The following is a 12891-nucleotide window of genomic DNA, read 5'->3' as shown; positions in this document are numbered from 1 at the left end:
GAAAGCGGACAAAAAGAAGATTACACATTGCGGGTGTTTTGCATGCGTCCATCCTCAGAAAAAAGCAAAGAAACCGGAGACGTAGAGGACTGCCCTGAAAGCAGGCTGCCATATTTTGCAATCACGGCCCCCAACGCGTTCGGACTTTGAGCATCGGTGTACTCGCGCTGGAATTTCACACCTTCATCCAGCGCATTTTTTGCATCGGTCATGCCAACCACAGTCATGAGTTTTCGCGCCATCGATGGTGTCTCATCGAGTGCCTTTTTTAATTGTTCCGTATAAGGGTAGTCTGCCGGAAATACCGCCTGTCCCATACTGTCATACGAGATACTGGCAGGCGCAGACGATATCCCATGGTCAGATAAAAATTTGGGAAACACATTTGAAATATGCGTACTCAGCGCGTCAATATTTCGCTGGGAAGGCATGAGTAAGGGCGGTAATTCAGCAAACGGTTTTTGTGGGCTGGCGGAAAAATAATCGTCGATGTTCAGCTCCACGCTTCCTTTGTCGGTGTCGAAGCTGGCGACCGCAGGGGTTGATGGCGTTGCTGCTGCCGTAGCAGATCTGGCGCTCTGCGATGTTATTTCTTGCATCAGTCTGTCACGTGCTGCCCCGGAAATACTGGCAGTATCACTGCTGCGTGCCGAAGCGGGTGTTTGAGCCGGAACGGTAGTGGAAAAAGTACCCGTTTTCTTCGCTACGTCAAACCATGCACTCGCGCCGCTGATGCCTTGAATATTCATGGTATGTCTCTCCTGCTGAATGAAATAACGGTTTATTCTCTGCTGATACTCCACGTAGTTTACAAAAAATCATCAAACTTCAAAGGCAAGAATTGCCCAGGATTTGCCGCATTGTTTAATCAATCGGTGTAGTACGATCGCGTGGTAGAAATTACAAGCACACATCCGGGCAACAACGCAGTGATATGTCAAACAGGCGTATTTAGCAAATAACTGAAAGCCGATCTCTCAGTATTAATGCGCCTTCTGGAGCAATTCTCACTTGCAGGGCTTATGGAATAAGGAGGTAAAACCCGGAGGAAAGGTGATAAACAGGCTTGAAGAAAAAGATTATCGGCATCATCAGTAATCGTGGTCACAGACCAACATCCATCACCACGATTATTGTGAGCTTACTCGTGTCGCAAGGCTTCAATCGGATCAAGCTGGGCGGCACGACGCGCCGGGAAATAACCGAACAACATGCCGATGCCAGCTGAAAAGAAAAACGACATCAGGTTAATCGACGTATTGAACATATAAGGCACCTGCATGATCTGCGCGAGCAGGATAGAGGCACCCGCTGCCAGCACGATACCAATGATGCCGCCGAGTGTCGATAAGACAGTGGCTTCAATCAGAAACTGCAATAGCACTTCACGCTCCAATGCACCTATCGCCAGTCGCAAGCCGATCTCGCGGGTGCGTTCTGTGACGCTGACCAGCATGATATTCATGATGCCGATGCCGCCGACCAGCAAACTCACAGCAGCGACCGCACCAAGCAAGGTTGTCATGACCTTGGTCGTACCAGACATAGTTTCAGCCAACTGCTTGGTATCGAGCACATTGAAGTTGTCTTCATCGGTATCGGCCAGTTTGCGACGTTCACGCAGCAATTGTGTCAGACTGGCTTTCAGGGTTTCACTGTCGGCGTCGTCTTTCATCGAGACCAGCAAAGTGGCAACGCGGCGATTGCCGGTCACACGACGCTGCAATGTATGCAAAGGAATCAGCACCACATCATCCTGATCATTGCCCATGGCCGCCTGCCCTTTCGACCCCAGCACACCGACAACCTCACAGGAAAACTGCTTGACGCGCAAATGTTCTCCAACCGCATTGCGTGTGTCGAACAATTCCCTTCTCACTGTTTCACCGATAATGCAGACGGCTGAACCAGCCTGCAATTCGCCTTCTTCAAACTGACGTCCTGCCGCCAGCGTCCAGTTATTCGTACGCAGCCACGCATTGGTACTGCCAGTCACGCTGCTCGACCAGTTACGTCCATTCGCCACGACGACAGCACTGGCGCGGCCTTCGGGTGCCACGGCTTGCACACCGCCGATTTGCGAGGCGATCGCTTCGGCATCGGCTTCTTTAAACGAAGCAGTGCCGGCACCGCCACCACCGCCAAAGCTCATACGCTGACCGGGGCGAATCTGCAATAAATTCGTCCCGAGACTGGATATCTGCGCCTGTACCGCAGCGGTCGCACCGTTACCTAAAGTCACCATGGTGATCACTGCGCTGACACCGATCACAATACCGAGGATGGTCAGAAATGAGCGCAGCAGATTACGGCGTATCGAACGCAGTGCCAGCAATATCGTATTCAGGAACATGCTGCGCCTCCTTCTGCCACCGCTGCCGCCGCATTGGCTACTGTATCTGCTGCGTCTGCTGACAATATCGCGACCGGATGCGGATTGATGGTATCGGTATCGAGCAGGCCATCAACAAAGCGGACGATACGTTTGGCATACAAAGCCATATCCGGTTCATGTGTGACCATCATGATAGTGATGCCATGTTCCTGATTCAGACGCGACAGCAGTTCCATAATTTCACGGCTGCGCTGAGAATCGAGATTGCCGGTCGGCTCATCCGCCAGCAACACCGCCGGTTCGGTCACAATGGCACGCGCGATAGCGACACGTTGCTGCTGACCACCCGATAATTCTGCCGGTGTATGGTGTTCCCACCCGGCCAGACCAACCGATGCCAAGGCCTTCGCTGCGAGCCGATGACGATTCGCGGGGCTTTCGCCGCGATACAACAACGGCAATTCAACATTTTCCTGCGCCGAGGTACGCGCCAGCAAATTAAATCCCTGAAACACGAAGCCGAGATAACGCCGCCGTAAGCGGGCGCGCTGATCGCGCGACAAGGCTTCAACATGCATGCCCTGAAATAAATACTCACCGCCGGATGGCGTATCGAGACAACCAATGATATTCATCGCAGTCGATTTACCCGATCCGCTGGGCCCCATAATCGCGACAAACTCACCGGCATGAATGTCAATATCGACGCCTTTGAGTGCCATCAATGCCGCTTGCCCACTGCCATATTGTTTCGTGACGCCACGCAAGCGTATCAAGGGCAGTGCATCAGCGTCCGCGTCGGTGATCTTCGTCTCAGGCACTGGTGCCGCCTTCGTTATAGCAGGGATATCCGAACTCATTTCAGAACTCATTTTGCGGCAATCTGACGTTGTTCAGTAATGACCTGCATCCCCGCCTGCAATTCCGGCGCACTGACTTCGGTCATTTTGCCGTCGCTGATACCGCGCGTCACCGCAATCGCGACCGGCGCATTGTCACGTAATATCCATATCTGCTGCACTTTTTTCCCATTCGCCGATTCTGTGGCCGACTTACGTGCTGCCTGACCAGGCGGGCGTGGCATCAGACTCGTCATCAGACCGCTCTTACCCGGCGCCGCAGCTGTGCCGCCATGTGATGGAGTGAAACGTAAAGCCGTGTTCGGTACGATCAATACATCGTTTCTTTCTTTCGCAGTGATCGTGGCCGACGCCGTCATTCCGGGACGCAGACTAAGATCGCTGTTATCCACATCCAGATAAGTGATGTAAGTCACCACATTGTCGGTAATCGTAGAGCCATACGCGACGCGGGTAATCGTGGCCGGATACTGGCGATTCGCATAAGCGCTGACGGTGAAACTGGATTTCTGTCCCAGCTGCACGGCACCGACATCGGCCTCGTCGACATTCACCTGCAAACGCAAATGCGTCAAATCTTCTGCTATCGTAAATAAGGTGACAGCTTGCAGTGATGCCGCTACCGCATTCCCGGGATCAACCGAACGGGTCAGAATCACGCCATCGATAGGCGAGCGGATAGAGGCGCGCGCTAAGTTGGTTTCATCGGTCGATAAGCTGGCCTTCGCACTGAGCACATTCGCATCTGCACTGAGGACCGTCGCTTTCGCCCTATCCAGCGTCGCAGCAGCTGTGTCGAGTTCGGCTTTCGATGGGACTTTGCCGCCAGATAAACGCGCTACTTCCTGCAAGCGATCGAAATTCGCCTGCGATTCTTTAACCGTCGCATTGGCCTGTGCCAAAGCTGCTCTGGCAGCATCCAGCGCCGCCCGCGAACGGACAATCTGATCATTTAACTTGGCAGTATCAAGCTCCACCAGCACCTGCCCTTTTTTGACTTTGTCATTCACATCAACCAGCACACGGCTGACTGTACCGGACAATTCACTGCCTATGCTGACCGAGCGTGTCGGTTGCAGAGTGCCATTCGCCATCACGGATAACGTCAGGTTGCCACGTGCCAGCGGCGTGGTGACAAACACGGGCGCGGCCTGATTCGCCTGATTTTTACTCCAGAAAAACCAGGCTGCCAGCAGCACAGTCGTCAGCACAACAATCAGCCAAAACGCAGGCCGGCGCCACCAGACGCGGGCATGCGGGTCGTCAAGCAAATTGAGCGCTTCCGCTCCGGTTTTCGTCGTCATCACGGGAGGTGTAGTCATCATTTTTTTTAGTTTAATTACTGTTCTGGTTAGCTCTGGTTACGGCTGTCGCGCGTGCTGCCGGATTCATCCTGATCGGCCTGCCAGCCGCCGCCCAGCGCTTTGTACAGGCGCACGTAATCTGCGGCCAGATCGTTGCTGGTACTGGCCACGGCATCCTGCGCGCTATACAAAGTACGCTGTGTTTCAAGGATGGTCTGGAAATCGATGAGACCACTGGCAAAGCGTTGACGAGCCAACAAAGCTGCATTGTTGGCAGCATCGGCAGCGTTGCGCAGACGTTGCAGACGCTCCCTGTCGTTCTTCAGTGCGACCAGCGCATTTTCCACATCTTGTAAGGCCGTCAGCACAGCGGCTTTATAAGCGAGCTGCGCCTGCTCAAGTGCGGCCTGCTGCGCCTGCAACTGCGCCCGGTTCGCACCACCATCCAACACCGGTAGCGAAACACTCGCCAATACGCTACTGAGCAAAGTGCCACTGCCACCAAGCGCACCGACTGTCAGCGCACGCAGACCGAGAGAGCCACTCAGATTAAAGCTGGGATAATTCGCGACGTCGGCCTGCCGCACCCGCGCCAGTGCGGCATTGATCTGATATTCAGCCGCGCGGATATCAGGACGTTGGCGCAAAGTTTCAGCGGGCAGGCTCAGCGCCAGATTGTCGTCGGTCTGAGGAATATTGGCAGCGCTCATCATGTCGCCAGTCTTCGCAGCGCGGCTCTGCAGTTGTTGACGCAGAGATTCCGGCGTCTGCCCACACAACACCTCTAGGCTGTGCAAATTCTGCGCTTCCGTGGTTTCCAGTAACGGAATTTGTGCCTGCGCCTGTTCGCTGGCGGCACGCCCCTGTTCACCTTCGAGTGATGTCAACAAGCCAGCCTGTACACGCCAATTCGTAATTTGCAAAGTCTCAGCCTGACTCGCGACGTTCGCCCGCGCGATTGCCAGACGAACCTGAGTCGTCCGCAATTGTATGTAGTTCGCCGCGACTTCGGCAGCAACGGATATCTGCACGTCGCCCAGACTGGCGGCACTGGCGCGGGCAGTTGCTTCACTGGCCGCCAGTGCCTGATGGTTGGCACCAAAAATATCTGGCTCCCAGCTGGCATCAAATCCCGTCGAGAACGAATTTGCAGTCGCTATGTCGCCCGATTTACTGCGCTGCCCCGAAGCAGAAGCATTGATTTTTGGAGATAAAGCAGCCGCACTGACATCACGCAAAGCACGCGCCTGTCGTAAAGCCGCCTGCGCATTCTGAACGCTGGTATTGGCTTGCAGTGATTGTGTGATCAGCTGATTTAGCTGCGGGTCCTGAAAGCGCTGCCACCAGACTGAGATATCGGCGTGCGGTACACTCGCCGATGGCACAGCGCCTTTTGCACTGACAACCCGCATGCCACCAGACCACGCGGCAGGAACCTCAACGCCGGTGATCGTGCTTGTCGATGACGGTGCGCCGGAAGAGACGCATGCGGCCAGAGGTGACAGCAGGAACAGCAGGCAAATTTTGCGCTTCATAGCATTTTTCTTGTGTTTCATTAAGCCATCAAACCTGATAGTCATGTCAGCACAAATTGTAGCGCTACGCTGGCGTTAATAAAGCGATACGTGTGTATCGCTTTGTGACGGACTATTGCCTCTGATCAGACAAACGTCATTATTCAGATGTAATCACCGGCGGATCATCAGAGAGACCGACGACACAGAAAAATATCAGTGACGCTTCACGTTCGCAAACGCCTCGCCTTTTTTCCAGACCGGCATCGCATCTGTATTCGCGATCTCATATCCGAGGTTCAACGTAAACTGTGCCTGCTGCACCATACCACTTAAATCCCATTGCGCATGATAGATATCGCGTTCGGTGTGGTAGTCCGCTTTGAAACTCTTCATCTGCTCTTTCAGCGCCTGTTCCGGTTGCTTCGCAAAATGGAAATGCCCATCACCGGAAAACACGGCTGAACCAACATTGAATGCAGGCACGCCTGCCCGTGCAAAATTAAAATGATCTGCGCGGAAATACGCGCCGCCCAGATCGGGTACTGCCGGCGCCAGTTGCAAATGCATTTGCGCGGCGACTTTTGCCGCACTTTCATACAAACTGCTGCGTTCGCTGCCAGCCACGCCGATATCATGTGTGGCGGCAACAAAATTCATGCTGTCGAGATTCAAGTCTGCCGCCGTTTTTGCCAACGGCCAGGGTGGATTGCTGACGTAACTCTGGCTGCCCAGTAAATACTGTTCTTCTGCACAAGGCCACAAAAATATCTGCGTGCGCTTTGCCGGTTGCCTGACTGCTGCCTGCGCCATTGCCAGCAAGGCTGCGCTGCCAGAAGCATTATCCACTGCACCGTTCCAGATATGGGTTTTGCCGTCAGCAGTTTTTTCCATGCCAAGATGATCCCAGTGCGCAGAATAAATCACGGCCTCTGTCGCCAGTTTGGGATCGGTTCCAGGCACCATCCCCAGCACATTAAACTGCTCGACCTGTCTTACCTGATTCTGTATGTTGACCTGAGCCTTGATGTGCAAATCGACAGGTTTGAAATCACGCTGTTCGGCACTCGCACGCAAACGATCAAGATCAAAACCGGCAGCAGCAAACAAAGTGCGGGCATTTTCTTCCTGTAACCAGCCTTCGACTGCATTCCCCATTCCCGGCAAACTGAAACGTTCGTGACTAAAGCTGGTCTGCGGTACATTCCATCCATAACTGGCCGATGGCGTGGTGTGTATCAGCAATACACCTGCGGCTCCCTGCCGCATCGCTTCTTCAAACTTGTATGTCCAGCGGCCGTAATACGTCAGCGCTTCACCAGCAAAGCGCTGCGGTTCTTCTTTCGTCGGATGAGGATCATTCACCATCATGATGAGCAACTTGCCTTTAAGGTCGACGCCTTTAAAATCATCCCATTGTTCTTCCGGTGCGCGGATACCGTAGCCAACAAATACCACGGGCGTATCCAGTGCAACTTTCTCCTTGCCACCGGAAGAGCCGAACACGATCTCGCTGCCCAGCGTCGGCGTTATCGTACGGCCGTTTATCTGAAAACTGATGCGACTCTCAGGCAGCGTCTGGCTGCCGATAATCCGCACTGACTGCCGGTAGCCAGCAACTGCTGGCGACTTCAGCGGCTGCAAGCCAATAATGGCGGCCTGGGTTTCGAGATAGCGGACTGCCAGATCACCACCGCGCTGTCCGGTGCCACGTCCTTCCAACAGATCATCGGCGAGAAAAGAAAGATGTGAGCGCAGCACAGGTTCACTGATCACTCTGGCAGGTGTTGCGGTCTGCGCACTCGCATTAAAGGTGGTCAGTCCGAGTAAGCCCAGCGTTACAGCATAAGAAAAAATATTCATATCAGGATAGGGAGGAAGTAAAAATTTGGGTGCATTGCTGTGTGTAAAACACCATTTCACAGAGCATATTTCGTACCACTAAGTGGAAGCGGGCAAATGAACGGTGGTCGCTTGTGGCTGCACTCTGTTCCGCCATTCGCGCGCGAGTAAAGAATAGCATCGCAGATCGACATAACGATCGTCCTTGCGTTCACATTCGCGCAAAATTCCTTCGAGTTGAAAGCCGAGTTTTTCAATCAGCTTCCAGCTTGCCGGATTATCGGGTTCGACCATCGATTGCATGCGATGCAGACTGAGTTTCGTAAAACAATAATCGAGCATGGCCGACAGACATTCAAGCATCACGCCTTTGCCCCAGTATTCAGGAAAAATCCAGAATCCGGCTTCGGCGCAATGATCATCCTGTTCCCACTCATTGATACCGCAAGTGCCGATCAAATGCTGCGGTTCGTCGCGATGGCAGATGCCCCACCAGATTCCGGTGCCGGTTTCGTAAATCAATTCAAACCAGTCCAGTTGCGCCTGCGTTAATTCCAGCGTTTCATAACTGATACCGTAATACTCGGTAACACGCGGATCAGACATGCCGCGAAAAATCTGCGTCAGATCCGTGGCGACAATTTGTCGTAACAAAAAGTGCGGGGTCTGAATCAGGGGAAATGGAGATTTTTCTGACATAATCAAAATTATTTGTGCACACACCTACGCACGCACCTACGCACATATTTATATACATTTAACATACAGCAACTAAGTTCCATCATTTAAAACCAGAAACCGGATATTTCCTAGATATTCTGTTGCATAATCGGGCACTCTATTTTTTCAGGAGTTTTTATGAGTATGGCGATGATCGTCTTCTTCAAGGCGTTGCTGGTGGTGCCTATCACTTTATTGCCAATTTTAAATCCGATTGCGATTGCGCCTATCTTTCTGTCGATGACAGGGCCGATAGAACCGGAAATCGCTAACCGGTTGGCGAAACGCATTGCGATCAATTGTTTTTTCCTGCTGATGGGCGCGATTTTTATCGGCTCTTATGTGCTGGATTTTTTCGGCATTTCGCTGCCTATTGTGCGCGTTGCCGGGGGCATCGTGGTCGGCATGGCCGGCTGGAAATTACTGAATGACCAGAGTCAGGACAAATTGCTGAATTCTGTCGCTGCTTCGCATGGCGGACAGTGGAGCCGTGAAGAATTACGCCGCCGCAGTTTTTATCCGTTCAGCTTTCCATTAACCGTCGGCCCCGGCACGATTGCGGCCTCCGTCACGCTCGGTACGCAAATGCCGCACAAGCCTATCGACTGGCTGCTGACCAGTCTCGCCTCTGCGATGGGCGTGTTACTAACAACGCTCGTGGTGTATCTGTGCTACCGCTTTGCGCGGAATATGGAACGTTTCCTCGGCGATATCGGTGCCACGGTGCTGATGCGTTTATCCGCGTTTATTCTGCTCTGTATCGGCATAGAAATCGGCTGGGCCGGTGTCTCTGATCTGATGGCAGATATGCGCCTGCGCTGATTCTTCAGGCGACATTTATTTTATTGGTTCTCCGCATGGCAGGCACACGCTTCGCCATGCGCTGCCGCCACCAACTCGTGCAAGATACCGCACTCTTTTCCATGATGTCGGTCGTCACAACGCGCACGTAACTGACTGAGTTGCTTCTCCAGCGCCCGCATGCTTTTCAACCTGGCTTTGACGCGTGCAATCTGCTGATCGATGAGCAGATTAATATCGCCACAATCTTCCGCCGGACTGGCGATGAAGGCGACCAGCCTGCGCACATCGGCCAGCGGAATATCCAGCGCCCGGCAATGACGGATAAACGACAGCCGCTCCAGATGCTCGCCGGTGTAGCTGCGATAACCGTTTTCCTCTCGCTCTGGTGCCGGTAACAATCCTTGTTTTTCGTAATACCGGATGGTTTCCAGATCCACTCCGGTCGCTTTCGCCAGTTCACTGATACGCATTTTTTCACTCACGTTGAATGATGATGGATTGATGAAGAGGTATTCATGATTAATTAATACTCCCCCGGGTATATAAAAAGCCCCTTTGTTTATGCTGACAATAGAGTGATTTCATTAAAAACAGGGGGGAGTATATGAATATCGGCCTGTATTGACGTCTTTTCTGATGCTGATTTTCAGTCGCTGCCACCATGTTTTCCATGCAATATCCCTATCGGAACAAGTGCGGAATAATATCCTCAAAAAAATTCTTGACCCCGTAGCCACTCCAGAGTCTACACTAAACATAAATGAAAACATCAGGATGTGATATGGCAGAAAAAATTGCTTGTTGTGGCCACGACCACACACCGGAAAAATCCGCTCAGCCAGAGCCGCATGCACACGCGCACGCCCATGAAGGCAAACAAAGTGAGTGCGGGCACGGGCATCAGAAATGTACAGCAGCGGCAGAATCAGTGGCAGCAGAACCTCAGCCAGATCTGCCGGAGGATGCGCAACGTCTGCGTTTGCATATCGCACAGATGGATTGCCCGACCGAAGAAGCGCTGATCCGTCGTTCGCTGTCAGGCTTGCCTGATGTATTGCGACTGGATTTTGATTTACTGAACCGGATTCTGACCGTCCATCACCACCAGCAAAATATTGCCGATATTCACAGCAAACTGAAAGCCGTCGGCATGTCCGGCACGCCGCTGGATGTCGGGCAGTCGCATGCGGCACTCAGCGAAAAGCCATCGCGCAGCCAATACTGGAAAATGGCGCTGGGCGGCATCGCGGCTTTCAGTGCAGAAGTCATCGCCTGGATCAGCGGCAAAGAAGACTCCGTGATGATAGGTGCACTGGCGCTGTTTGCGATACTGATTTGCGGCATCCCAACTCTCAAAAAAGGCTGGATCGCGCTGCGCCATTTCACCCTCAACATTCATCTGCTGATGACGGCGGCTGTGGCCGGTGCAATCGCCATCGGTCAGTGGCCGGAAGCCGCGATGGTGATTTTTCTGTTCGCCGTCGCTGAAATGATAGAAGCAGCCAGCCTGATCCACGCCCGCAATGCGATCAGCGGCTTGCTGGAACAAGCGCCAGAAACGGCACAGGTGCAGCAGGCCGACGGCAACTGGTTGGCAGTCAGTACCCGTGACATCGCCATCGGCGCATTGGTGCAGTGTCGTCCAGGTGACAGAATTGCGCTGGATGGGATCATTGAATCCGGACAATCGAGCGTCAATCAGGCCGCCATCACCGGTGAAAGCATGCCAGTCGACAAACAGCAAGGCGATGTCGTTTATGCCGGCACGCTGAATCAATCCGGCACTTTGCAGATACGCGTTTCGGCTCCGGCGAATGCGAGCATGCTGGCACGCATTGCCCATTCGGTGCAGGAAGCACAAAGCCAGCGCGCGCCGACGCAAAGTTTCGTTGATCGCTTTGCCGCCATCTACACACCAGTGGTGTTTGTGCTGGCCTTGCTGACAGCGGTCCTGCCGCCGCTGTTTCTACAACAAGACTGGCATGAAAACCTGTATCGGGCGTTGGTGCTGCTGGTGATTGCCTGCCCTTGTGCGCTGGTGATCTCAACTCCCGTCACTGTCGTCAGCGGCCTGGCACTGGCTGCGCGCCACGGTATCGTTGTCAAAGGCGGGCTGTTTCTGGAGCAAGGCAAACTGCTGAAAACACTGGCCTTCGACAAAACCGGTACGCTCACAGAAGGAAAACCCGACGTCAATCTGATACGCAGCTTCAGCGATCTGGATGAAAAAGAAATTTTGCGCCTTGCCGCCAGCCTGGATGCAGGTTCCAGCCATCCGCTGGCAATGGCGCTCACCGCTGCCTGCAACGAAGCATTATCCGGCGTCACGAATGCCCAGTTATACGAAGTACAGCGTGGCCGCGGTGTCAGTGGCGAAATCGATGGCCAGCGCTGCTACCTCGGCAACCGCGCGATGCTTGAGGCACTGAGCATCGTCGCACCTGGCGTTGGCTGGCAAAATCTGGATGCGCAAGTGCAGGCACTCGAACAACAGGGAAACACCGTTATTTTTCTGTGTCGCCAACAGCAATTGCTCGGATTGATTGCAATCTCAGATCAGGTTCGGGCAAGCAGTCAGGCGGCGATTGCCGAGTTACACGCGCTTGGCGTTACCACCCTGATGCTGACCGGAGATAATGCCGCGACCGCACAGGCAATTGCGGCACAAACCGGCATCAGCGATGTACGCAGCCAGTTGCTGCCGGAAGATAAACTCAATGTGATCAGAACTCTGCGTGCACAAGGCGTCACTGGCATGACTGGCGATGGTATTAACGACGCACCGGCCATCGCCACCGCCCATATAGGATTTGCGATGGCCACCGGCAGCGACACCGCATTAGAAACCGCAGACGTCGCTTTAATGCAGAATGATTTACGAAAATTGCCAGAATTCATCCGTATTTCGCACAAAACCAGTCAGGTTTTATGGCAAAACATCGGCTTTGCACTGGCAGTCAAACTGATATTTTTTGCACTCGCGCTGAGCGGACATGCGAGTTTATGGATGGCGGTCTTTGCCGACACCGGCACCAGCCTGCTGGTGGTGCTCAATGGTGTGCGGCTATCCCGTTATGCAGGTAAGGATGTCTGAGCTGTCTCGCCGACTGGCTCATTGAGTATCAATGCGTGCTCGACCTGATCGGATTCGTCACCGATGCGACTTTGCCAGGCGCGCATAAAGTAATTTTTCTCTGTCGGCGTTGGCGTTTCATGCCAGATCACCATCAGGGTTCCCTTGTGGTCATGGATTTTTGCCAGCTTGGTAATGCAGGCAGTATTACGATCGATGTCCGCCAGCCCCATCGCATAGCCGTAGACACGGCTCAGACGCTCGATCCGGTCTGGTTCAGTTTCGCTGTTCGTTGCAGAAATTTTTGGGTGATCCAGATACATATGCAGTCTCCATCAGAGTAGTCTTCATCTGATTCTATCTGAAGCCGGATAGCGCGGCTACACTTTCCCCTCCGGCAGTCCGCCCCGCACGACAGTTTGCCGCAAAAACCATTGAC

Annotated in this window: 11 protein-coding genes; 2 read left to right on the top strand and 9 right to left on the bottom strand. The window is 53.4% G+C overall.

Annotation, left to right across the window (positions count from 1 at the left end; genetic code table 11):
- Positions 1–20 precede the first annotated feature (20 nt).
- From H8K26_RS09930 to H8K26_RS09900, 7 genes are all read right to left on the bottom strand, one after another.
- Complete coding sequence (locus tag H8K26_RS09930; protein ID WP_190479214.1) at positions 21–749, bottom strand: hypothetical protein; 729 nt, start codon at positions 747–749, stop codon at positions 21–23.
- Between the two features lie 392 nt (positions 750–1141).
- On the bottom strand, positions 1142–2353 hold the full coding sequence (locus H8K26_RS09925; protein WP_186882992.1) for an ABC transporter permease: 1212 nt from the start codon (positions 2351–2353) through the stop codon (positions 1142–1144).
- Complete coding sequence (locus tag H8K26_RS09920) at positions 2344–3195, bottom strand: ABC transporter ATP-binding protein (RefSeq protein ID WP_190479212.1); 852 nt, start codon at positions 3193–3195, stop codon at positions 2344–2346. The genes H8K26_RS09925 and H8K26_RS09920 overlap by 10 nt, the downstream gene beginning before the upstream one ends.
- An 8-nt stretch (positions 3196–3203) precedes the next feature.
- Positions 3204–4520 (bottom strand): efflux RND transporter periplasmic adaptor subunit, encoded by a 1317-nt coding sequence (locus H8K26_RS09915; protein WP_190479210.1) that lies wholly within the window; start codon positions 4518–4520, stop codon positions 3204–3206.
- A 26-nt stretch (positions 4521–4546) separates the two neighbouring features.
- The gene (locus tag H8K26_RS09910) at positions 4547–6034 is read right to left on the bottom strand and encodes an efflux transporter outer membrane subunit (RefSeq protein ID WP_190479208.1); all 1488 of its coding nucleotides are present in this window, start codon (positions 6032–6034) and stop codon (positions 4547–4549) included.
- A 195-nt stretch (positions 6035–6229) separates the two neighbouring features.
- On the bottom strand, positions 6230–7876 hold the full coding sequence (locus H8K26_RS09905; protein WP_190479207.1) for a M28 family peptidase: 1647 nt from the start codon (positions 7874–7876) through the stop codon (positions 6230–6232).
- 78 nt (positions 7877–7954) lie between these two features.
- Entirely contained in the window at positions 7955–8554 is a 600-nt protein-coding gene (locus H8K26_RS09900; RefSeq protein WP_190479205.1) for a GNAT family N-acetyltransferase, read from the bottom strand.
- A 159-nt stretch (positions 8555–8713) separates the two neighbouring features.
- On the opposite strand from H8K26_RS09900, the gene H8K26_RS09895 reads away from it, so the two are divergent.
- Positions 8714–9397: a MarC family protein gene (locus H8K26_RS09895; RefSeq protein WP_223826951.1), complete on the top strand. Its 684-nt coding sequence runs from the start codon at positions 8714–8716 to the stop codon at positions 9395–9397.
- A gap of 20 nt (positions 9398–9417) precedes the next feature.
- Here the strand turns inward: H8K26_RS09895 and cadR are convergent, their stop codons facing one another.
- Complete coding sequence (cadR, locus tag H8K26_RS09890) at positions 9418–9849, bottom strand: Cd(II)/Pb(II)-responsive transcriptional regulator (RefSeq protein ID WP_186882987.1); 432 nt, start codon at positions 9847–9849, stop codon at positions 9418–9420.
- A 311-nt stretch (positions 9850–10160) separates the two neighbouring features.
- On the opposite strand from cadR, the gene H8K26_RS09885 reads away from it, so the two are divergent.
- The gene (locus H8K26_RS09885; protein ID WP_223826950.1) at positions 10161–12473 is read left to right on the top strand and encodes a heavy metal translocating P-type ATPase; all 2313 of its coding nucleotides are present in this window, start codon (positions 10161–10163) and stop codon (positions 12471–12473) included.
- Here H8K26_RS09885 and H8K26_RS09880 read toward each other — a convergent pair.
- Positions 12452–12775, bottom strand: a complete 324-nt coding sequence (locus tag H8K26_RS09880; protein ID WP_186882985.1) for a hypothetical protein — start codon at positions 12773–12775, stop codon at positions 12452–12454. The genes H8K26_RS09885 and H8K26_RS09880 overlap by 22 nt on opposite strands.
- Between the last annotated feature and the right edge of the window lie 116 nt (positions 12776–12891).

Origin of the sequence: Cognatundibacterium aquatile, from assembly GCF_014699135.1 — a bacterium.
Lineage (GTDB): Bacteria > Pseudomonadota > Gammaproteobacteria > Burkholderiales > Burkholderiaceae_D > Undibacterium > Undibacterium aquatile.
The sequence above is the reverse complement of the archived record's forward strand: the minus strand, read 5'-3'. Positions and strand labels throughout refer to the sequence as shown.

What these genes read in the sequence shown, in the direction of transcription:
- H8K26_RS09880 (WP_186882985.1), bottom strand. Translation starts at nt 12,775, where the DNA reads ATGTATCTGGATCACCCAAAAATTTCTGCAACGAACAGCGAAACTGAA.
- H8K26_RS09895 (WP_223826951.1), top strand. Translation starts at nt 8,714, where the DNA reads ATGAGTATGGCGATGATCGTCTTCTTCAAGGCGTTGCTGGTGGTGCCT.
- H8K26_RS09915 (WP_190479210.1), bottom strand. Translation starts at nt 4,520, where the DNA reads ATGATGACTACACCTCCCGTGATGACGACGAAAACCGGAGCGGAAGCG.
- H8K26_RS09925 (WP_186882992.1), bottom strand. Translation starts at nt 2,353, where the DNA reads ATGTTCCTGAATACGATATTGCTGGCACTGCGTTCGATACGCCGTAAT.
- H8K26_RS09900 (WP_190479205.1), bottom strand. Translation starts at nt 8,554, where the DNA reads ATGTCAGAAAAATCTCCATTTCCCCTGATTCAGACCCCGCACTTTTTG.
- H8K26_RS09920 (WP_190479212.1), bottom strand. Translation starts at nt 3,195, where the DNA reads ATGAGTTCGGATATCCCTGCTATAACGAAGGCGGCACCAGTGCCTGAG.
- H8K26_RS09905 (WP_190479207.1), bottom strand. Translation starts at nt 7,876, where the DNA reads ATGAATATTTTTTCTTATGCTGTAACGCTGGGCTTACTCGGACTGACC.
- H8K26_RS09930 (WP_190479214.1), bottom strand. Translation starts at nt 749, where the DNA reads ATGAATATTCAAGGCATCAGCGGCGCGAGTGCATGGTTTGACGTAGCG.
- H8K26_RS09910 (WP_190479208.1), bottom strand. Translation starts at nt 6,034, where the DNA reads ATGAAGCGCAAAATTTGCCTGCTGTTCCTGCTGTCACCTCTGGCCGCA.
- cadR (WP_186882987.1), bottom strand. Translation starts at nt 9,849, where the DNA reads ATGCGTATCAGTGAACTGGCGAAAGCGACCGGAGTGGATCTGGAAACC.
- H8K26_RS09885 (WP_223826950.1), top strand. Translation starts at nt 10,161, where the DNA reads ATGGCAGAAAAAATTGCTTGTTGTGGCCACGACCACACACCGGAAAAA.